Source organism: Mycobacterium sp. NGS16 (assembly GCF_059813225.1).
In genome coordinates this window covers 123,382-143,266 of the sequence record NZ_JCALEE010000006.1, presented here as the reverse complement: position 1 = coordinate 143,266, position 19,885 = coordinate 123,382, and the positions used below count along the sequence as shown (strand labels likewise).

The window sequence follows — 19,885 nt, the reverse complement described above, 5'->3', positions numbered from 1 at the left end:
TGCCGAGATATGCAGCGGGCTGCGCTACCCGAGCCGCATGCCGTCCACACTGAAGAAGTGCACGTGCTCAGGGTCGGGGCGCAACCGCAGGCGCTCACCGCGCCGCACGGAGTTGTCGCCCCCAACCCGGGCGGTAACGGGCCGGCGCGAGGTTGCCCCTGATTCGATGATTCCGCCGTACACGTAGGCGTCAGCGCCGAGTTCCTCGACCAGATCCACCTCGACGTCGAAACCGCCGTCACTGAGCACGAGATGCTCTGGCCGCACGCCGATCACCAGTTCAGCTGGGCTCGAGGCGATTTCGCGCGGCACCGTCACGGTATAGCCGCCCAACGTCACCGCTCCATCGATCACCGGCACGGTGAACAGGTTCATCGCCGGTGAGCCGATGAACCCGGCGACGAACACGTTGGCCGGGGTGCGGTAGAGCTCGCGTGGCGGCGCACACTGTTGCAGCACCCCGTCGCGCAACACCGCCACCCGGTCGCCCATCGTCATCGCCTCCACCTGGTCGTGGGTGACATAGACGGTGGTGATGCCCAACCGGCGTTGCAGTTCGGCGATTTGATTGCGGGTCTGCACCCGCAGCATGGCATCCAAATTCGACAGCGGCTCGTCCATCAAGAACACCTGCGGGCGACGCACGATCGCCCGGCCCATCGCCACCCGCTGACGCTCACCCCCGGACAGATCCTTGGGCTTGCGACCCAGGTGCGCTTCCAAGCCCAGCAGCCGAGCGGTCTCGGTCACCCGGGTGCGGATCTCGGCTTTCGGCGTCTTGGCGACCTTGAGGGCGAAACCCAGGTTCTGCGCCACCGTCATGTGCGGGTATAGCGCATAGTTCTGGAACACCATGGCGATATCGCGGGCGCCGGGGTCGGTCGCGGTGACATCAGTATTGCCGATGCAGATCCGGCCCGCATCAACCGGTTCCAAGCCGGCCAGCATCCGCAGCGTGGTCGTCTTGCCGCAGCCGGACGGCCCTACCAGCACCATGAACTCGCCGTCCTCGACGGCCAGGTTCAAGGCGTCCAGCGCGGGGCGGTCGGCACCGGGATAGCGCCGGGTCACCGAATCGAACGTCACCGAAGCCATGGCTAGCGTCCACCGAATCCGGTGGCGGCGATGCCGCTGATGAAGGCGCGTTGGGCCACCGCGTAAATCAGGATCAGCGGCGCCAGCATCAGCATGGACGCCGCCATCAGCACCGGCCACTCGGCGACGTACTCCCCCTGCATCCACACCAGTCCGAGGGTAAGGGTGGCGATGCTCTTGCGTTGGATCATCAACAGCGGCCACAAAAAATCGTTCCAGACGTTGATCCAAGTCAGTACCGCGAGCACCATCACCGCCGGTTTGGCGTGCGGCAACAGAATCCGCCAATAGACCTGCCACGGCGAGCATCCGTCCAGAATGGCCGCCTCCTCTAAGTCGATGGGTAGCGTCGCGAAGAACTGCCGCATCAGATAGGTGCCGAAGGCACTGCCGAACAGCCCCGGGATGATCATCGCCCACATGGTGTCGGTCCACCCGAACACCCGCATCAAGATGAACTGCGGAATCACGGTGACCGTCAACGGCACCATCAGCGTGGCCAGGTACAGCACGAACAGCGTGTCGCGTCCGGTGAACGGGAGCCGGGCAAACGCGTAGCCCGCCAGCGAGCAGAAGAACACCTGCCCTGCCGTCACAGCGCCGGCATAGAGAATGGTGTTGAACAACATCCGCCAGAACGGCATTCGGGCGAACACCTCAAGGTAGTTCGACCACTGCGGATGGGCCGGCAACAACATCGGCTGACTGATCTCGGCCTGGCGTTTCAGCGACCCTGACAACGCCCACAGAATGGGGAACAGTGCACAGGCGGCGACACCGGCCAGGCCGGCGTAGACGGCGAGCAGCCGACCGATGCGGTGCCGCGAAGCCTGGCGAGTCACTGGTCCACCGCGTTTCGCCGGGACAACCGCAGCTGGATGATCGTCAGGGTCAGCAGCACGGCGAACATCACCCATGCCAGCGCGGAGGCGTAACCGAAGTCCAGGAAGGCGAACGCCTGCTGGAACAGCATGATGGCCAACACGTAGGTGCCGGTCTCGGGGCCGCCGCTGCTTCCGGTGAGGACGTAAACCAGATCAAATGCCTGAAACGCGTTGATGACTGAGATCACCACCACAAACCACACGGCGCCGCGGATCATCGGCACCGTGATGGACACGAAGCGCCGAAACTCGCCGGCGCCGTCGATGCGGGCCGCCTCGTACAGCGACTCCGGCACACCTTGCATGGCTGCCAACAGAATGACCGTCGCGAACGGCACGCTCTTCCAGACGCTGACCAGACACAGCGACGCCATCGCCCAGTGCGGCTCGGTCAGCCACGGCACCGGCGCGATGCCGAACCAGCCGAGCATGATGTTGAGCAACCCGCTGTCGGTGTTGAACACGAACTGCCACACCACCGCGATCACCACCGAGGACACCGCCAGCGGAAGGAAGGCGATCGCCCGGAACAGCCCGATGCCGGTGATCTTGCGGTTCAACAAGCCCGCCACCGCCAAACTGATCACCACCGTCGGGAGCACGGTGCCGACGGTGAACACCGCCGTGTTGCGGACGGCGATACCGAACAGCGGATCGTCGGTGAGTAGGTCGCGGAAGTTGACCGCGCCGACGAACTCCGGCGGGCTGAACAGGTCCCAGTGCTGGACGCTCATGTAGAGCGAAAACGCGAGCGGGAACGCCATGAACACCGCGACCGCCGCCAGGTTCGGGGCGATGAACCAGCGTCCCGCCCGTGCGCGCCTGCGTGTCGGGTTCATGCGGTGGCCAAGACCTCGTCGATCTGGGGTGACAGCTCGGTCTTCAGACTCGCCGCGGGCAGTTTCCCGCGCAGCACCGGCCCGATGGCCCGGTCCATCAGGGCGTGCACCTTCTGCCACTCCGGTGAGATCGGGAGTCCCTCGGCGTGGGCCGGCCCGCCGGTGAGCACCGCCAGATTGCCGATACCGGTGTGGGCGGCGGCGAACCCGGGTGCGGCGATCGCCGAACGCAGCACCGGAACGAAGAGGCCGGACTCCCCGATCAGCGCCTGTCCCGCCGGCCCGGCAGCGAATTTGACGAACTCCCAAGCCTGTTCCCGGCGGCGGCTGGCCGCGGCGATCGCCAGGCCGGTGCTACCGATCGCTGAGCGGGCAGCCATCCCCTTGGCGGCCGCAGCCGGCCCGGTGGGCAAGACCGCCACGTCGAAGTCGAGCCCCTCGGCCTGCGCGAACGTCTGGTAGCGCCAGTGGCCGCCGAGCGCCATCGCCGCCTGGCCCGCGGTGAACAGGCCCATGGTGGATATCGCCTGGGTGTCGGATGCGGCGGGGGCCACCCGGTGCCGGTTGGACAGGTCGGCGTAGAACTGGATGCCGTCGAGGAAGTCGCCGTCGTCGAAGTTGAGGTGGGTAGGGTTGAGCCGCGGTACGGCCCACGGCGTGCCGTTGTTCATCCCGAACAGGGCCGCGGTGTAGGGCGGTGACCAGGTGTCGACGAACCCCCACTGGGTAGTCCGGCCGTTGGGTGCGCGGCGGGTCAACGCGGTTGCGGTGTCTAGGAATTCGTCGAACGTCCAGGGCTGGTCCCAGCGTCCGGGCGGTGGCGGCACACCGGCTTCGGCGAAGAGCCGGGTGTTGTAGAACAAGAACGCCCCCGACCACTGCTCCGGGAAGGCGTACTGGCCACCGCTGAAGCCGAAGGTTTCATACAGCGCCGGGATGCTCTCGGCGCGCAAGGCCGCGGCGAACTCCCGGTCGGCGTCCAACAGCGGATTGAGGTCTGCCAGCACGCCCCGGTCGGCCAGTCCCGCATAGTTGAACTCCCAAGCCATCAGCACATCGGGGCATCGGCCGCCGGCGCAGAAGGTCGAGATCTGCTGCGTGGGGTCTCCCCCGGCCAGCACGGTGCGCACCCGGATGCCAGGATGCCGGCGCTCGAATGCCTTCACGATGCCCATCCTGGTGTCGGCCTCTTCCGGGTTGGCCGCGAAGAAAAAGGTCAGTGCGTCGTCGTCGGCGCTGCACGCCGCCGGGACGGGCGCCAGGGCGGCGGCGGCGCCGACGAGGCCGGCACCGCGCAGAAACGTGCGCCGCTGCAAGGCCTGTCACACTTCGATCGGCGGATAGAGCCGTTCGAGGGTGTACTGGCGATCTCGGCGCGCGGCCCAGCTGCTGGCCGCCAACGACACCACCAGAATCCCGGCCAGCACCCCCACCGACGTCCACAGCCGAGCATCGATACCGCCGACAGTCAGCTGACGTAAACCGTTGACCGCGTAGGTCATCGGATCGTAGGGGTGCAGGATCTGGAACGGTTTCGCCGTCGTCTCGACCGGATACACCCCGCCGGACGACACCAGCTGGAACATCAGGAAGGCCAGGGTGAACACCCGGCCGACCGCCACACCGAGCACGGCGTTGAACGCCTGGATCAGGGCCAGGAACGACGCGGCGATCAAGGCCAGGAACGCGACCGTCCCCGCGGCGTAGCGCGCCTGCAACCCGACGCCGAAATGCACCACCGCATACATCAGCACCACCTGGCACAGGCCCAGCAGCAGGGCGGGCCAGTAGGAGGCCAACACCACCCGCAGTGCGCCGAGGCCGTTCACGATGGCGCGAGTCTGCAGCGGTGTCAGCAACATCCACACGATCAGCGAGCCGATGAACAACGCCAGCGGCAGGAAGAACGGGGCGAAGCCGGTGCCGAACGTGGCGGCGTGATGGGTGAAGTCCATATCGACCCCGACCGGGCTGGCCAGGATCTGCGCCACTTCGACGCGCTGCTGGTCAGTGATCGTCGAGGCGCGCTGATCCGCCTCACCCAGCCCGGTGGCCAACTGCGCGGCGCCGTCTTTGAGTTGGTTGCCGCCGTCGGCCAGCTGGACCAGCCCGTCGCTGAGCTTGTGTGTGCCCGCGTCGAGATCGGTTGCGCCGTTGCGCAGCGTGACCAGATCGTTCTTGAGGCCACCGTCCAGCGCGTGGGCCATGAGCGTACGCAACCCGCTGTTGGGGTCGGCCAAGTCGCTCTCCAGCTGTTGGGTGTTGGCGCGCAGCTTGGCGAGGCCCTCGTCGGTGGCGGGGTCGATTCCCTTGATGGCGAGGAGACGTTGCGCACCGGCCAACGTGTCGCCGAGACCGCGCACCGCCGGGTCGGGGTTGGCGTGCAAGGCGTCCACCACCTGGTTGACGATTCCAGCGGCCTGCTGGTAGTTGACGTTGAGCGCCGCGATCCGGTCGGACACGGATTTGATGTTGCCGCTCAATGCGGTAGCGGCAGCGCCCGCGGCGTTCGGGTCCAAGCCCATGGCGCCGAGGTCGTCGGTCAGCTTCAGCAGCGGATCGGTGGCCTGCTGGATCCCCGCCGCCAGCCTGCGGCTGCCGTCGGCGAGTGCCGCTGCACCGTCGCGTGCGGTGCCGAGATTGTCCGCCAAAAGATTTGAGCCGTCGGATAGCTGCCTGGCGCCGTCGGCCGCCTTCTTGACCTCGTCGGTCACCTGGGTCAGTGCGGTACCGATCACCTGCTGGCCGACCTTGGCGCTGACTTCGTTGAGGACCTCACGGGCGGCGTTCTGTCCCATGACCGACGCCAGATAGTTGTTGGCGTCGTTGAACCGGAACTGGATCTGCGCCTTCTGCGGGTGCGGACCCGCGGGCGACACCACCGCCGCGCTGAAGTCCTGCGGCAGGGTGATCGAGAAATAGTAGGTGCCGTCGGAAACCCCTTTGGCAGCTTCGCTTTCCGATACCTGATGCAGATCGAGCTGGCCGGAGTCGACGAGTGCACGGGTGACCTCGTCACCGGCGTGCAACTGGTCTCCGGAGACGGTGGCACCGCTGTCCTGGTTGACCAGGGCGACCGGGATCTTGTCGATGGCGGCGAACGGATTCCAAAACGCCCACAGGTACATGGCGCCGTAGAGCAGTGGCAGCACGATGATGGTGATCAGGGCCAGCCGCGGCATGGTGCCGCGCGAGTAGCGTTTGAGGTCGGTGCCCAGCGACATTCCGGCGAGCATGGTCTACTCGTCCCCCTTCTCGTGGCGGCCGTGGCTGCTGTGGGCCGGCTCGGCCGGCTCCAGATGCTCGACGTGGATCTGCGCTGCGACTCCCGAGCCCTCAGGTACCGGGTTGGCCGACGCGGTGATCACGGTCTGCTGCTCGCCCAGCGCGACCAGCCGGCCGATCAGGGTGGCGCGGTCGCGGTCGCTGGTGACCTGATCGATGCTGCCGACCACCAACAGCGGTGGCCGCGCGGTGTTGGCCAGCGCGATGCGCAACAGCAGCCCGGTCAGTTCGTCGAGCTGCTCGACGTAGGCGTGCAGTTGCGGCAGTGGCAGCTCGCCGAAGACCGGCCGGCAGACGGCGTCACGCTCGGTTTCGCTGGCGCGCGGCACCAGCCGATACCAGGGTGCGTCCCAGCGGAGTTGTTCGGTGATCAGGTCGCGCACCGTCACCGATTCGAAGATCGCGTCGAGTTGTTCGACTCCAGCCAGGGCGGAGACGCCGAAGATGTCGCGAGGTTTGTCGTGGCCCAACACCGCGACCGTTCCGGTAGACGGTTTCATCCGGCCCGCCAGGTTCATCAGCAGCGCGGTGCGTCCCGAGCCGGGCGGGCCGACCAGCACCGTGACCCCACCGGCCTCGATGTCCAAGTCGAGTGGCCCGAAAACCCGCCCCCACGGGCCGGTCATCGAGATCCCGCGCGCTCTGACCGCCACGGGCTTCTCCTCGGGAGCCTTCGCTTCCTCTGGCATGGGATTCCCCCTTTAACCGCCGAATCGGTCCGCGTGACCAATCAAAGCAGAACCGGGCATCGGTTCCGGCAGTTGCAGTGTCAGGAGGCGCAGCCGATCCGGCTCGCCGGCGATGTCGATGGTGTGAATGCGCCCGTCGGCACCGATTCCGATGTGCAGCGCAGCCAACAGCCGGCCCCCGGGCGCGATCGCGATCCCGGGGGCGCCGTCGATCAGCAGGACGGCACCGGCGCGTGCGCGTCTGGTGAAGCGCCTGGTCTCGGTGGCGACGTCGGGGGCGCCGCGCATTTCGGTGGCGACACCGGCCGGCACCAGCACCGGATCGACCCGGCGCACCACGTCGGGCGCCAACAGCTCCAGCAGCGCGGGGATATCGCCGCCGCGGGAGGCCGCCAGGAACGCCGTGACGATCTGCAGGTGCTCGACACGGCGCCGCGGCTCGGCGGCCGGCCCGGCGTGCAGCCGGGCGCGTGCCCGGCTGGCCAGCTTCTTGGCGGCATCCGGGGATTTGTCCAACAGTGCACCGATCTGCTCGAAGGGGACGTCGAACAGGTCGTGCAAGACGAAGGCCGCCCGTTGTGCCGGCGACAATCGGTCCAGCACCACGAGCAGCGCGCGACTGACCGCCTCGGAGCGCAGCACCTCCTCGTCGGCGGCGGGCGCGGCGGCGCTGCCGGCGTTGCCCAAGGGGTCAGGCAGTGGCTGTTCGCCGCGCCGGGCACGCGCGCGCAACTGGTCGACTGCGGTGCGGGCGGTGATCGTGGTGAGCCAGCCCGCCACGTTGTCGACGGCAGCGAAGTCGGCGCCGCTGGCTTTGAGCCAGGCCGACTGTACGGCGTCGTCGGCGTCGGCGGTCGAGCCGAGCAGGTGAAAGGCCACCGAATGCAGGCGAGGCCGGTGGCCTTCGAACTCTCGGGCCAGATTCTCCAGCGTTCCCGGGTTGCTCATGGGTCACCTTTCGGTTCCGGGAGTCGTCAGTCATAGGAATAGCCACATCCGCCGACGAAAGGAAGAGCAACCTCATGAGCGTATCGACCGTCTACCTCGCGGTCATCACCGTCACCGCGGTCGTCACCATCGCTATCGCGATCGCCGACTTCATTCCGGCGCAGTTCGTCCTGGCCAATTCGGCGCAGGTGGGGGTGCCCCGGTCCTGGCTGCCGCTGTTGGGCGGGCTGAAGCTGGCGGGGGGCGCCGGCCTGGTCATCGGACTGGCCGGCGTGGCCTGGATCGGCGTCGCCGCCGCGGCCGGGCTGGTCGCCTTCTTCATCGGGGCCGTCGTGACGCATCTGCGGGCCGGAGTGTTGTACAACATCGGTTTTCCGGCCGCCTACCTGGCGCTGTCGACGGCGTCGCTGATGATGCTGCTGGCCTGAGTTATCCGAATTCGGCCGCCGGGTCGGTGTGGCCGGCCGAACCGGCCCGCCGCGGCAGTTCCAAGACGACGTTGGTGGCTTTGACCGAGGCGACGACCAGGCTGCCGGGCTGCAACTGCAGCTCGTCGGCGGCTTCCCGGCTGACCAGCGACACCAGCCGGAATGGGCCGGCCTGAACGTCGACCTGTGCCATCACCGTGTCCCGAGTGACGTTGGTGACCAACCCGACGAGCCGGTTGCGGGCAGACTGGCCCACCACCGGATTGCGCGACATCGGTTCGACGGAGGCGCGCTCCTGGGCGAACCGCGCCAGCTCGGCGCCGTCGACCATCCGGGGGCCGGTTCCCGTCGTCGCCGAGAGGCGACCGGAGTCGATCCAGCGCCGGACGGTGTCGTCACTGACCCCGAGCAGTTCGGCGACTTCGGCAATTCGAAAGCTTGGCACGTCGTTGAGCTTATCCTCGCCGGCCCGCTGGCTCAGGCTTGTGCGAAGTACCGGATCGCCGTCATCGCCTGGCCCCGGCGGTCGACGTCGGCGAAAAGCACCGCGCGCTGCTGCGCCGAAGTCATCGAGACCGCGACGGTGCCGCCGGCCGCCAGCAGCTTCGTCGGGCGCGCACCGTCGAGCCGGGCGCCGAGCTCGGCAAGATCTATCGCGGTGTCGTCGCCGTAAGTCATTGTCGCAGTGGGCGATAGCGCCGCCGTCACGGTGGATAGCTGACCCGAGCTGATCGCGGTGAGGAATGTGCGCACCGGATGCTTGCCCCGACCGGCCGGCCGGCGAAACCCGGCAGCGAAGCCGGCGCTGCCGGCGAGGCGCTGGTTGCGCAGCAGCGATCGCGACAGCCCAACCCCGGCGGGCACCGCCGCCAGGCCGTTGCCGAGGAACTGGCGCATCATCGCCGGCAGCTCCCAGTAGGCGCGCAACCGACGCAGCTTCCATCGGCTGCCGGCCTCGGTGAGGTCTTCGGTCAGGTCATAGCGCAGGATCGCTGGAATGTGCATGACCACCGACGGGCCCATCGCCACCTCGAGCTGCAGGTCCCGGATGACAGTCGTCCCGTGCACGATGTCCAGGTCGCGGTGGAAGGTGATGTCGCGGGGCCCGATGAACGTGTCGTAGAAGCGGCCGATCTGCTGCGCCCCGACGTGCGGGCGCGAACCCACCGGGTCCTCCACCTGGCCGTCGGAACTGAACAGGCCCACCCAGCCGCTGCGGTCGTGGGCGGCCGCGGCGGCCGGCGACTGCTCGACCGTGACCAGCAGATCCTGCGCTATCGAGTCCGTCATCCGGCTGCCTCCACCACAACGACACCAGCGCGGCGCATCGCCGCCACCGCAGCAGCCGACGATTCGGCGCCCACCCCCGCGGTCAACTGCGCCAGCACCGCGGTGGCAAACCCGGCGCGGATCGCGTCTTCGGCGGTGTGGCGCACACAGTAGTCGGTGGCGACGCCGACTACGTCGACGCGGTCCACCTCATGCCGGTGCAACCAGTCGGCCAGCGCGGTGCCGTCACCGTCGACGCCGTCGAATCCGCTGTATCCGGCGTCGTATTGGCCTTTTGTGAAGACCTCGTCGATCCGGTCGGTGCTCAGCGCGGGATGAAGATCGGCGCCGGCGGTTTCGGCGCGGCAATGCGGCGGCCAGGACGTCACGTAGTCCGGGTGCGCTGAAAAGTGGTCCCCGGGATCGATATGCCAATCCTTGGTCGCCACCACGTGGGCGTAGCGGTCGCGGGTGGCCGCGCCGTGTAGGTAGCGGGTGATGCCGTCCGCGACGTCGACGGCGCCGCTCACCGGCAAGGCGCCCCCGTCACAGAAGTCGTTCTGCACGTCGACGATGATCAGCGCCCGCATGACCACCACCGTATCGTCGGCGCCGCAGTGCGGCCCGCGCGTAGAGCATCCAGGACGCGATGACGGCCGCTAGCACCGTGGCCTCGGCTGCTGCGGTCCAGGCGGCCGGATAGACGACACCGGCCAGATACTGGGCGATGAAACCCTCCGGCGGGAGCGGGGCCATCCCGGCGGCGGCGCGGGCGCCGCGCTCGAGCCACGTCAGCGGGCAGTCCAGGTGGGCGGTGAGGATCAGGAGCCCCCATACCACCGCCGGGATATGCAGCCAGATGGTGCGCGGCCAGCGCAGTGCCAGAAACCCGCCGGCGATGACGTAGCCGACGAAGGCCAGGTGCACTGCAACGATGAGCACCACCGCGATGGGGTACATGGTCCTAGAAGGCCCGCCGTTTCGCCGTACGCAGAATTCGCTTCCGTCTGCGACCGCCACGGTACATTGGCGGACACCTGATAGTCAGGAGCGGATCTGATGACAACCGGCGGTTTTGACCCGAACGTCCCCGGCTATGGCCCTGGTTATGGCCCTGGCTATGGCCAGCCCGGCGCCTATCCGCCGCCGCAGGGCTGGGGGCAGCCGCCGGCGAAGGGGCAGAAGCCGGGCGGGCTGGGCCGGCGCTTCTGGGCCCGGCTCATCGACGGGGTGCTGGTCAGCATCGTGGCGTTCGCCCTGTCCCTGTTCGTGTTCGCCGACGACTATCCGTTCCTGGTGACCGGCCTGTTCTCCGGTGTGCTGACTTACGGCTACTTCGTCTTGTTCGAGGTCACCCAGGGAGCCAGCCCGGCCAAGCGCCTGCTCGGCCTGGCGGTGCGCGGGCCCGACGGGGTGTCCAAGCCGACGCTGGGACAGTCGGCCGTCCGCAACGCCTTCACCGTGCTGGCGGTGCTGCCCTACCTGGGCCCGCTGCTGGCCTTCGTGGCCTACGTCGTGATCGCGGTGACGATCAGCGGCAGCCCGACCAAACAGGGCAAGCACGACGAGCTGGCCGGCGGCACCCGGGTGATCCGGGACTGATCGCGTTCTCGAGAGTCAGAATCCGACGGCTTGGCCGTCACGGCGCGGATCGCTAGCAGCGAAATAACCGTCATCGAGCCGCCAGATCGCCTGGCAGCTGCCGAACCGGTGGTAGTCGTCGACGACGACCAGCTCATGGCCGCGCCGGCGCAGTTCATCGAGAGTTGCCGGGGCAAAACCGGTTTCGAGCGCCACTTGCTCACCCTGCAGCCAGCGGAACCGGGGCGCGTCACAGGATTGCTGCGGATTCTGCCTATGGTCGACGATGCGCACCACCAGTTGCACGTGTCCCTGCGGCTGCATAGCACCGCCCATCAGACCGAAGCTCATCACCGGCGCGCCGGCTTTGGTCATGAAGCCCGGAATGATCGTGTGGTACGGCCGCTTACCGGGACCGACCTGGTTCGGATGTCCCGGTGTCGCAACGAAATCCACACCACGGTTCTGCAGCGAGATGCCGGTGCCGGGGACCACCACACCCGAGCCGAAGCCCCAGTAATTGGACTGCGTCATCGACACCATCATCCCCGCGGCGTCCGCAGCCGTGAGACACACGGTGCCCCCGCGGGGCGCGCCCGCGACGGCCGGCTTGGCCCTGCCCCGGTCGATCTCGGCGGCGCGCCGCTGCAGATACGCCCGGTCCAACAGGGCTTCGGGACGCACCCGCATGTGGTCGATGTCGCCGACATAGGCGTGCGCATCGGCGAAGGCCAGCTTGACGGCCTCGATCTGAAGATGCACGCTGTCGGCGGAATCGACTGGGGCTGAGGCCATATCGAACTCTGCGAGAATTCCCAGGGCGATAAGTGCGACGATTCCCTGGCCATTGGGCGGGAGCTCGTGAACGGTGTAGCCGCGGTAATCGCCGGCGATGGTGCCGACCCAGTCGGCGCGGTGCGCGGCAAGATCGGAGGACCGCAGGGCACCGTCGTGGGCCGCTGCGTGCGCCGCCATCGCCGCCGCCAATTCTCCGCGATAGAACGCCTCACCCCCGGTGGCGGCGATCTTCTCCAGGGTCAGAGCATGGTCGGCCAACGTGACCCGCTCACCCGGTTTGGGGGCGCGGCCGCCGGGCATGAACGTTTCGGCGAAGCCTGGCTGAGCCACCAACCGCGGCAGTTGCTCCGCCCATTGGTGGGCAACCGTGGGCGAGACCAGGAAGCCGTTGCGGCCGTAGTGGATCGCCGGCTCGAAGAGTCGCCCCAACGGGAGTCTGCCGAAGGCGCCGTGCAGTGCGATCCACCCCGATACCGCGCCCGGAACGGTGACCGAATTCCAGCCGAGGGCTGGAATCGCGTTGCCGTGGAAGTAGTCCGGCGTCCATGCCGCCGGTGAGCGACCGGAGGCGTTCAGTCCGTGCAGCCGCTGCCCGTCCCACACGATGGCGAACGCGTCCGAGCCGATCCCATTGGAGACCGGTTCCACCACGGTGAGAGTGACGGCCGCGGCGACGGCGGCGTCCACCGCGTTACCACCGTCGGCAAGCATCTGCAGGCCGGCTTGGGCGGCCAGCGGCTGTGAGGTGCACACCACGTTGCCGGCCACAACGGGTTGACGCGGCCAGGCATATGCCGAGGTCCAGCCGAACGGCACGGGCACTCCCGGATCGTTGCACGCCGGAGCCGACCGCTCAACGGTCCGCCGGCCGGCGGGCTGCAACCATCAGCGGGCCAGCGAGAATCCCTCCCAGGCCCTGCGGCGTTCGGGCGTCGGGTCGAATTCCACCCGGGTCGTACGGTCGAACACCATCACCGGACGGTCGGTCGGGGTGTAGACCGGCCAGTCGTCGCCGGGCACCCCGTCGCGGCTGAAGGCCCGCCAGCGGCGCTGCACCTGGCCACTGACCCGTAGCGCCGCCCGGCGATCCGCACCGGCGGTGAGCAAGCGGCCCAAGCCACCGCTGCGGTAGACGTCGAACACGGCGAACAATTCGGTGGCATGGGTGGCGCCCAGGCCCGACCAGCGCAGCACCCGCGGCGCGAAGTCGTAGCGGTACACGTAGGTGGGCGCATGAGCCGCGTGCGCCTCGGCGATCTCCCAGACTGCCGCGTTGAAGGCGAAATCGCCGCCGAGCCGGATGCAGGCCGTTCGGCTCGGATAATCCGGGTAGGCGGCGATGATGCGGTCGCGCACGCCTTCCTCGGTGTTGGCCAGCACCGCCTCGACCATCGGCTCGGTCGTCGGCAGCATCTTCAGGAACCGGGTGAACAAGCGTCCCTCCTCGGCGTTGCTGCCGACGATGAGCGGCACCCGGTGGGCCGCACCGCGCCGCATCGCCTCGACCGGATCCAGCGGCAGCAGGTCGTCGCCGAAAACCGGGCCGATCGGGAACGCGCCCAGCATGTCGCGGGTGCCCTCGGTGAGCAATCGGTTTTGGGCCGCCACCAACTCCGTCGGCGACACCCGCAGCAGCGTCGGCGCGGCATCGGCGGGGCGGACCCCGAGCAGGGCGGCGAAGCGGCGGGCGAACTCCGCGGCCATCTCGGGGCTGCGGACCATTCCCGCGGCGGGGCTTTCGGCGATCGCGCGGGCGAACAGGCCCTCGGCCTCGGGTACCCCGAGCAGGGTGGCGACGATGTGCGCGCCGGCGCTTTCGCCGAAGATCGTGACGTTCTCGGGGTCACCGCCGAAGGCGGCGATGTTCTGCCGCACCCAGTGCAAGGCCAGCAGCAGATCGCGCAGGTACAGGTTGCTGTCGATGGTGACCTCGGAGGTCGACAGCGACGACAGGTCCAGGCATCCCAGCGCCCCGAGCCGGTAGTTGACCGAGACGTAGACGCAGCCGCGCCGGGCCAGCGCCGCCCCGTCGTAGATCGGGGTCGCCGAGCTGCCCAGGATGTAGCCGCCACCATGGATGAACACCATGACGGGCAGCGGGCCGGCACCGGCCTCGTCGGGAGCCACCACGTTGAGGGTCAGGCAGTCCTCGCCGGTCGGCTGGAAGCGACCCGGGCTCAGGATGGTGTACATCCGCTCCTGCGGTGCGCAGTTGGTGAACCCGTGGCAGTGCCGCACCCCCGACCACGGCTGCGCTGGCTGGGGTGCCCGGAACCGCAGCGGGCCGACCGGCGGCCGGGCATACGGAATTGAGCGCCATCGACGCACCCCGCCACTTGCGAAACCCTCCACGACGCCCGTGGCGATGCTGGCCTGCACAGGGTGGTTATGCATGAGCGAACGGTAGCGAACCGCCCGGCGGTTAGCGAACCTCGACGAAGGAGAGGTGATGCTGGACCGCCGCTTGGGCCCGGCGGTTAGCGAACCTCGATGAAGGAGAGGTGATGCTGGACCGCCGCGTAAACCCGGCGGTTAGCCTAACGGCATGCGTCTCGCCGGGCTCATCGCTGTGCTGCTGTTGATCGCCGGGTGTTCCCGCGCAACCGTCGGCGAACCGGAGCCCAGCGCGACCGGCCCGTCCAGCCCGGCAACGACCACCGGTGCATCATCGGTGCCCGCCTCGCCGACGTCGTCGTCATCCGTCCCGTCGGCACCGCCGGCTCCGGGTGCGGCGATCGCCGAGGTGATCGCCTGGATCGAGGCCGGACGGCCCGTCGATGCGGCGGGCTACCACAGCGCCACCCGGGACGGGGTCACCACCGACCTCGTCGACGAGGTGGCCTTCACGGTGCCGGCCGCGCCGCACCGCGCCACCAACTGCATGACCGATTCCGGGTCCGCTGATGGCGCACTGGCCTGCGTGGTGGACCTGGTCAATCCGCCGGCGCAGCCCGCAGAGATCTACGGGCAGTGGAAGGGCGGCTGGGTCGACTACGGCGGCAACACGCTGCAGGTGGGGTCCGCGCACGGTGACCCGGGCCGGTTTGTGCACGGTGATGGGGCGGAGTTGCCCGACGGATCGACGCTGTCGTTCGGCGATTACCGGTGCCGGGCGGATCGCGCTGGGCTGTTCTGCGTGAACTACGCCCACCGCTCGGCGGTGCGGTTCAGCCCCGAGGACATCGCGGTTTTCGGCTGCCTGCGCCCGGTTCCGCCGCCCGCCGACGCCGGCAAGCTGTTCAGCTGCGCAAGCTGACGCTCAGCGCCAGCGGTCGGCGGAGTCGACGGCGCGTAGCAGCGCGTCACAGAGTTGCTGCAGCTCCTCGCGGGGAGCGTCCTCGGCCAGCGCGGTCGCGATGTCTTCGGCCGCGCAGCGGACCTGATACACCCGGTCGGACAGGGCCGTGGCCTCCTCGGCCGAGAGCACCACGGCGTCGGGGGCCAGCGCGGTCGTCTTACCGCTGCTGATCAGGGCCCGCTGTTCGTAGGCGCGCTGCCGGCAGGATTGCCGACAATACTGCCGGCGCCGCCCGATACCGGCGTCGCCCACGTCACGGCCGCACCATCGACACGGTTGCGGGCGGGGACTGCGTGGCACGGCTGACTACCTTAGTCCGGTACCCGGGAGGATCCCGGTATCATTGAGGGTCGCGCCGCATGCGCCGGGAACTGCACAGGGCCCGTTCGCGTTGACTACCGCGAGACATTTTCACTGACAGGCATAAGGAGTGTGGGTCGATGGCTGATCGTGTTCTGCGGGGCAGTCGGCTGGGAGCCGTGAGCTACGAGACCGACCGCAACCATGACCTGGCGCCGCGCCGCATCGCGCGGTACCGCACCGAAAACGGCGAAGAGTTCGAGGTTCCGTTCGCCGACGACGCGGAGATCCCCGGCACCTGGATGTGCCGCAACGGCCTGGAAGGCACCCTCGTCGAGGGCGACCTGCCCGAGCCAAAGAAGGTCAAGCCGCCGCGTACGCACTGGGACATGCTGCTGGAGCGTCGTTCGATCGAAGACCTCGAAGAGCTGCTCAAGGAGCGGCTGGAGCTGATCAAGTCGAAGCGGCGGAGCTAGACCGCCTTAGCCGCGTCCGCCCCGCAGCCGGTTCACCCGGCCGCCGATCCCCCAGCGGGCGACTTTGACCATCGCTTCGCGAATATTCGAGCCGCTCATCTTGGAGACGCCCAGTTCACGCTCGGTGAACGTGATCGGCACTTCGGTGATGGTGAAGCCGTTGTTGACGGCGCGCCAGGTGAGGTCGACCTGGAAGCAGTATCCCTTGGAGTCCACCGCGTCCAGGCCGATTTTTTCCAGTACCCCGCGCCGGTAGGCGCGGTAGCCCGCGGTGATGTCGTGGATGCCGACCCCGAGTAGCAGCCGCGCGTAGGTGTTGGCGGTTTTGGACAGCACCAGGCGGCGCACCGGCCAGTTGCGTACCGCCCCGCCGTCGACGTAGCGCGAACCGATCGCCAGGTCGGCGCCCGCGTCGATGGCGTCCAACAACCGGTACAGCTGTTCGGGGGCATGGCTGCCGTCGGCATCCATCTCGACGATCACCTCGTAGTGGCGGGCCAGGCCCCAGGCGAAACCCGCCAGGTAGGCCGCGCCCAGCCCGGCCTTGGCGGTCCGGTGCATCACGTGAATGCGTTCGGGGTCGGCGACCGCCAGCTCATCGGCGAGCTTGCCGGTGCCGTCGGGGCTGCCGTCGTCGACGACCAGCACGTGCACGTCCGGGCGGGCCTGCTGCAACCGGCCCACGATGATCGGCAGGTTCTCCAGCTCGTTGTAGGTGGGGATCACCACCAGGGTGTGCAGACTGGGACGCTCAGTCATCGGCGCCGCTCCTCCTGTTTACCTCGGCGCCGGCAGGACGCCCCTTGAACCACTGCCGCTTCCGGCCGCGCATGAAGTGTCCATTTTGCAGTATGGCCGCCAGCAGGCCCGCAACAGCTGCGCCGACCAGCACCCCTTGCAGGATCGGCGCCCACCGGGTCGCCGGGGTCAGCGAGGTCTTGAGCCGCAGGTGGCTGTCCAGGTAGGCGGCTTCGAAGAACCCGGTGCGGGCCAGCTCGCGACCGTCGGGCGCGATCACGGCGCTGATGCCGGTGGTCCCGGCGACCACGACGTAGCGGTCGTGTTCGACCGCGCGCACCTTGGCGAACGCCAGCTGCTGTTCGCTCATCGTCTCGTCGAAGGTGGCGTTATTGGTCGGCACCGCCAGCAGCTGGGCGCCGGCCAGCACCGATTGCCGCGGCGCGCGGTCGAAGATCACCTCCCAGCAGGTGGCCACCCCGACCGGAACGCCGGCGACCTGCACCACCCCGTCGCCATGGCCCGGGACGAAATACCCCGCGCGGTCGGCGTAGCCCGACAAGTGCCGGAAGAACCCGCGCCACGGCAGGTACTCCCCGAACGGCTGGACGATCCGTTTGTCGTGGCTGTCCCCCGGCCCGGTGCGCGGATCCCACACCAGCACCGAATTCGTCGCCTCCGGGTTGTCGCGGGTCCAGCCCGGTGCCGCCCGCACCGTGCCTACCAGAATCGGGGCATCGATCGCCTGCGCGGCCACGGTGATCTGTTGAGCGGCATCGGCGTTCGCGGTCGGATCGATGTCGGAGGCGTTCTCCGGCCAGATTACGAACAGCGGGTGCGGGACCCGGCCGGCCTCGACGTCGTCGGCCAACCGCAGGGTTTCGCGGACGTGATAGTCCAGCACCTCACGGCGCTGGGCGTTGAAGTCGAGTCCGAGGCGCGGCACGTTGCCCTGCACCGCCGCCACGGTGATCGCCGGATCATCACCGGCGCCCGCCCCCGAGCGGCGCACACCGGGCCACACCACGATCGCGGCCAGCAGCACCAGGCAGATGCACAGGCCCGGCAGCAGCACCGCCGGCGGTCGGTCGGCGCCGCGGGTCGTCGGTTCCTCGCGCAGCCACCGCTCGATCTCCACGGTCAGCGCGGTGGCGGCGCAGCCGGTCAGCACCACGGCGGTCGAGAGCAGCGGAACCCCGCCCAGGGCCACCAGCGGTAGCAGCGGTCCCGCCGTTTGCCCGTAACCCACCGCGCCCCAAGGGAACCCGCCGAACGGGATCACCGACTTCGCCCATTCCTGGGCCGCCCACAGCAGGGCGAACCAGATCGGCCAGCCCGGAACGCCGCGCACCACCACCGCCGCCGCACCGAACACGGCGGGAAACAGCGCACACATCAGCGTCAACACCAGCCACGGCAGCGCGCCGACCAGACCGCCGACCCAGGGCAGCAACGGCAGATAGAACGCCAGACCGCACAGCAGGCCGTACCCGAAACCCCCGGCGACGGTGGTCGTGCGGTGAGTCAGCACCCAGCCCAGCAGCGCGAATGCCAGGATCGCCGCCCACCACCAGTTCAGCGGAGGGAAGCCGGCGCGCAGCAGCATGCCGGCACCCACCGCGGCCGCCAGCTGGGCCCAGCGGTCGGCGGTCGCAACGCCCAGGCGCTCCAGTCGGTTCGGGCCGGCAGGCTCTGACTGGGCGTCGGCGTCGGGACCGGCCGGATCGTCGGCGGCCTCAGCCATGCAGGACCACTCCCCGGTGCACGGTGCGCCGGCACCGCGGCGCGTCACCGGATTCCAGCACCGGTAGCGCAGGCACTCGAGAGCGCGGATCGGTCGACCAGCGCTGAACGGAGTCGCGGGGCGCCTGAACGGCCAGCCGAGTGACGTCCCAGACCGCGTAGGACGCGGGTGCACCGGGCACCAGGGTTCCGCTGATGCCGTCGTTGACCCCGGCGGCTCGCCAGCCGCCGCGAGTGGCGGCGGCGAAGGCCGCCCGCATCGACACCGCGCTGCCCGGGGTGCGGTGGTGTGCGGCCGCGCGCACCGTGGCCCAGGGATCGAGCGTGGTCACCGGGCTGTCGGAACCGAACGCGAGGGGCACGCCTTGGGATGCTAACAGCGCCAACGGGTTCAGCCCGGCGGCGCGCTGCGCGCCCAGCCGCTGGGCGTACATCCCGCCCTCGCCGCCCCAGAGCGAGTCGAAAACGGGTTGCATACTGGCGATCACGCCCCAGGATCCCAGCTTGGCGGCCTGCTCGGCGCTGACCATCTCCAGGTGCTCGAGCCGGTGCCCGCAGCGCGCCACCGCGGCAACGCCGAAGCGCTCGACCACCTGTTCCAGAGCCGCAACGACCGATGACACCGCGGCGTCGCCGATGACATGGAACCCGGCGGTCACGCCCGCCTCGGTGCAGGCCCACAGATGGGCGCCGACGGTGTCGGCGTCCAGGTGGCACACGCCGGTGCAGTCTGCAGCGTCGGCGTAGGGCTCGTGCAGCCAGGCGGTGTGCGAGCCCAAAGCGCCATCGACGAACAGGTCACCGCCGAGACCGCGGGCGCCGGTGTCGGCGAGCAGTTCTCGGGCCTGGGCGGCGCTGTGGACCGGTTCGCCCCAATAACCGATGACCTCGACACCGTGGTCCAGCGCCCGCAGCTCTCGCCAGTCGTCGAGGCCACCGATATCCGGGCCGGCGCACTCGTGGACCGCGACGATGCCGGCCGCGGCCGCGGCGTCGAGCGCGGCGGTGCGGGCAGCGGCGCGCTGCTCGGCGGTGAGCAGAGTGCGCGCCACCGCACGCACCCGGTGGTGGGCCGCACCGGACAGCGGCGTCGCGGGGTGGTGTTCCAGGCCCGGCACCCGGCGACGCAGCCCGCTGGAGGCCAGCGCGGAGTGGACGTCGACGCGAGACAGGTAGGCAGGCCGGTCCCCCACCACCGCGTCGAGCGCCGCGGTGTCCGGCGCCGCATCGTCCGGCCAGCCGGTTTCATCCCAGCCGTGGCCCCAGATCGGCTGATCGGGATGGGCCGCCGCGTAGTCGGCGATCAGCTGCAAACAGTGCCGCCGGGAAGTGGCCGGCCGCAGATCCAGGCCGGTGCGGCACAGCCCCGTCTCGGTGACATGGACGTGGCTGTCCACGAAAGCCGGTGTCACCAAAGCCCCGTCGAGGTCGAGCACCTCGGCCCGGGGGAACTGCTCGCGGCCCACCGCATCGCTGCCCAGCCAGGCGACCAGCCCGTCGCGGACCGCCATCGC

21 protein-coding genes are annotated in these 19,885 nt (G+C 69.1%); 4 read left to right on the top strand and 17 right to left on the bottom strand.

The window, feature by feature from the left end:
* Positions 1–24 precede the first annotated feature (24 nt).
* The 7 genes from AC5Y4Q_RS15385 to AC5Y4Q_RS15355 are packed head-to-tail and all read right to left on the bottom strand — an operon-like array spanning position 25 to position 7,740.
* Positions 25–1,095, bottom strand: coding sequence for an ABC transporter ATP-binding protein (locus AC5Y4Q_RS15385; protein ID WP_064920652.1), 1,071 nt, complete (start codon positions 1,093–1,095; stop codon positions 25–27).
* A 2-nt stretch (positions 1,096–1,097) separates the two neighbouring features.
* On the bottom strand, positions 1,098–1,937 hold the full coding sequence (locus AC5Y4Q_RS15380) for a carbohydrate ABC transporter permease (RefSeq protein WP_499959534.1): 840 nt from the start codon (positions 1,935–1,937) through the stop codon (positions 1,098–1,100).
* Positions 1,934–2,818: a carbohydrate ABC transporter permease gene (locus AC5Y4Q_RS15375; protein WP_064920654.1), complete on the bottom strand. Its 885-nt coding sequence runs from the start codon at positions 2,816–2,818 to the stop codon at positions 1,934–1,936. Before AC5Y4Q_RS15375 ends, AC5Y4Q_RS15380 begins: the two co-directional genes overlap by 4 nt.
* A complete protein-coding gene (locus AC5Y4Q_RS15370; protein WP_064920655.1) occupies positions 2,815–4,134 on the bottom strand; it encodes an ABC transporter substrate-binding protein in 1,320 nt (439 codons plus the stop codon). Before AC5Y4Q_RS15370 ends, AC5Y4Q_RS15375 begins: the two co-directional genes overlap by 4 nt.
* Before the next feature lie 6 nt (positions 4,135–4,140).
* Positions 4,141–6,054, bottom strand: coding sequence for a YhgE/Pip domain-containing protein (locus tag AC5Y4Q_RS15365; RefSeq protein WP_064920656.1), 1,914 nt, complete (start codon positions 6,052–6,054; stop codon positions 4,141–4,143).
* A gap of 3 nt (positions 6,055–6,057) precedes the next feature.
* Positions 6,058–6,792, bottom strand: a complete 735-nt coding sequence (locus tag AC5Y4Q_RS15360; RefSeq protein WP_125224470.1) for an ATP-binding cassette domain-containing protein — start codon at positions 6,790–6,792, stop codon at positions 6,058–6,060.
* 12 nt (positions 6,793–6,804) lie between these two features.
* Complete coding sequence (locus tag AC5Y4Q_RS15355; protein WP_499959531.1) at positions 6,805–7,740, bottom strand: sigma-70 family RNA polymerase sigma factor; 936 nt, start codon at positions 7,738–7,740, stop codon at positions 6,805–6,807.
* 74 nt (positions 7,741–7,814) lie between these two features.
* Here AC5Y4Q_RS15355 and AC5Y4Q_RS15350 point away from each other — a divergent pair, with 74 nt between their 5' ends.
* Positions 7,815–8,168 carry a DoxX family protein gene (locus AC5Y4Q_RS15350; protein WP_064920659.1) on the top strand — a complete coding sequence of 118 codons (354 nt, stop codon included), beginning with the start codon at positions 7,815–7,817 and terminating at the stop codon, positions 8,166–8,168.
* 1 nt (position 8,169) lies between these two features.
* Here AC5Y4Q_RS15350 and AC5Y4Q_RS15345 read toward each other — a convergent pair whose 3' ends face one another.
* From AC5Y4Q_RS15345 to AC5Y4Q_RS15330, 4 genes are read right to left on the bottom strand one after another with little or no spacing between them, the layout of a single operon-like run.
* Positions 8,170–8,613 (bottom strand): TOBE domain-containing protein, encoded by a 444-nt coding sequence (locus tag AC5Y4Q_RS15345; protein WP_064920660.1) that lies wholly within the window; start codon positions 8,611–8,613, stop codon positions 8,170–8,172.
* 32 nt (positions 8,614–8,645) lie between these two features.
* Positions 8,646–9,458, bottom strand: a complete 813-nt coding sequence (locus AC5Y4Q_RS15340) for a ketosteroid isomerase family protein (RefSeq protein ID WP_064920661.1) — start codon at positions 9,456–9,458, stop codon at positions 8,646–8,648.
* Positions 9,455–10,027: an isochorismatase family protein gene (locus tag AC5Y4Q_RS15335; RefSeq protein WP_499959528.1), complete on the bottom strand. Its 573-nt coding sequence runs from the start codon at positions 10,025–10,027 to the stop codon at positions 9,455–9,457. Before AC5Y4Q_RS15335 ends, AC5Y4Q_RS15340 begins: the two co-directional genes overlap by 4 nt.
* A complete protein-coding gene (locus AC5Y4Q_RS15330; protein WP_064920663.1) occupies positions 9,984–10,397 on the bottom strand; it encodes a DUF2784 domain-containing protein in 414 nt (137 codons plus the stop codon). Before AC5Y4Q_RS15330 ends, AC5Y4Q_RS15335 begins: the two co-directional genes overlap by 44 nt.
* Positions 10,398–10,496: 99 nt before the next feature.
* Here AC5Y4Q_RS15330 and AC5Y4Q_RS15325 point away from each other — a divergent pair, with 99 nt between their 5' ends.
* Positions 10,497–11,039, top strand: coding sequence for an RDD family protein (locus AC5Y4Q_RS15325; protein ID WP_064920664.1), 543 nt, complete (start codon positions 10,497–10,499; stop codon positions 11,037–11,039).
* A gap of 15 nt (positions 11,040–11,054) precedes the next feature.
* Here the strand turns inward: AC5Y4Q_RS15325 and AC5Y4Q_RS15320 are convergent, their stop codons facing one another.
* A complete protein-coding gene (locus tag AC5Y4Q_RS15320; RefSeq protein WP_499959526.1) occupies positions 11,055–12,638 on the bottom strand; it encodes a gamma-glutamyltransferase family protein in 1,584 nt (527 codons plus the stop codon).
* A 63-nt stretch (positions 12,639–12,701) separates the two neighbouring features.
* Positions 12,702–14,210 (bottom strand): carboxylesterase/lipase family protein, encoded by a 1,509-nt coding sequence (locus AC5Y4Q_RS15315; protein ID WP_064920666.1) that lies wholly within the window; start codon positions 14,208–14,210, stop codon positions 12,702–12,704.
* Positions 14,211–14,361: 151 nt separating this feature from the next.
* On the opposite strand from AC5Y4Q_RS15315, the gene AC5Y4Q_RS15310 reads away from it, so the two are divergent.
* Positions 14,362–15,072, top strand: a complete 711-nt coding sequence (locus tag AC5Y4Q_RS15310) for a hypothetical protein (protein ID WP_064920667.1) — start codon at positions 14,362–14,364, stop codon at positions 15,070–15,072.
* A 3-nt stretch (positions 15,073–15,075) separates the two neighbouring features.
* Here AC5Y4Q_RS15310 and AC5Y4Q_RS15305 read toward each other — a convergent pair whose 3' ends face one another.
* Entirely contained in the window at positions 15,076–15,414 is a 339-nt protein-coding gene (locus AC5Y4Q_RS15305; RefSeq protein WP_064920668.1) for a hypothetical protein, read from the bottom strand.
* Between the two features lie 140 nt (positions 15,415–15,554).
* Between AC5Y4Q_RS15305 and AC5Y4Q_RS15300 the strand changes: the two genes are divergently transcribed.
* Complete coding sequence (locus tag AC5Y4Q_RS15300) at positions 15,555–15,890, top strand: RNA polymerase-binding protein RbpA (protein ID WP_064920669.1); 336 nt, start codon at positions 15,555–15,557, stop codon at positions 15,888–15,890.
* A gap of 6 nt (positions 15,891–15,896) precedes the next feature.
* Here the strand turns inward: AC5Y4Q_RS15300 and AC5Y4Q_RS15295 are convergent, their stop codons facing one another.
* From AC5Y4Q_RS15295 to AC5Y4Q_RS15285, 3 genes are read right to left on the bottom strand one after another with little or no spacing between them, the layout of a single operon-like run.
* Positions 15,897–16,649: a polyprenol monophosphomannose synthase gene (locus AC5Y4Q_RS15295; RefSeq protein ID WP_125224475.1), complete on the bottom strand. Its 753-nt coding sequence runs from the start codon at positions 16,647–16,649 to the stop codon at positions 15,897–15,899.
* Complete coding sequence (lnt, locus tag AC5Y4Q_RS15290) at positions 16,642–18,372, bottom strand: apolipoprotein N-acyltransferase (protein ID WP_499959523.1); 1,731 nt, start codon at positions 18,370–18,372, stop codon at positions 16,642–16,644. Before lnt ends, AC5Y4Q_RS15295 begins: the two co-directional genes overlap by 8 nt.
* The gene (locus tag AC5Y4Q_RS15285; protein ID WP_499959602.1) at positions 18,365–19,882 is read right to left on the bottom strand and encodes an amidohydrolase; all 1,518 of its coding nucleotides are present in this window, start codon (positions 19,880–19,882) and stop codon (positions 18,365–18,367) included. The genes lnt and AC5Y4Q_RS15285 overlap by 8 nt, the downstream gene beginning before the upstream one ends.
* Positions 19,883–19,885: the final 3 nt, after the last annotated feature.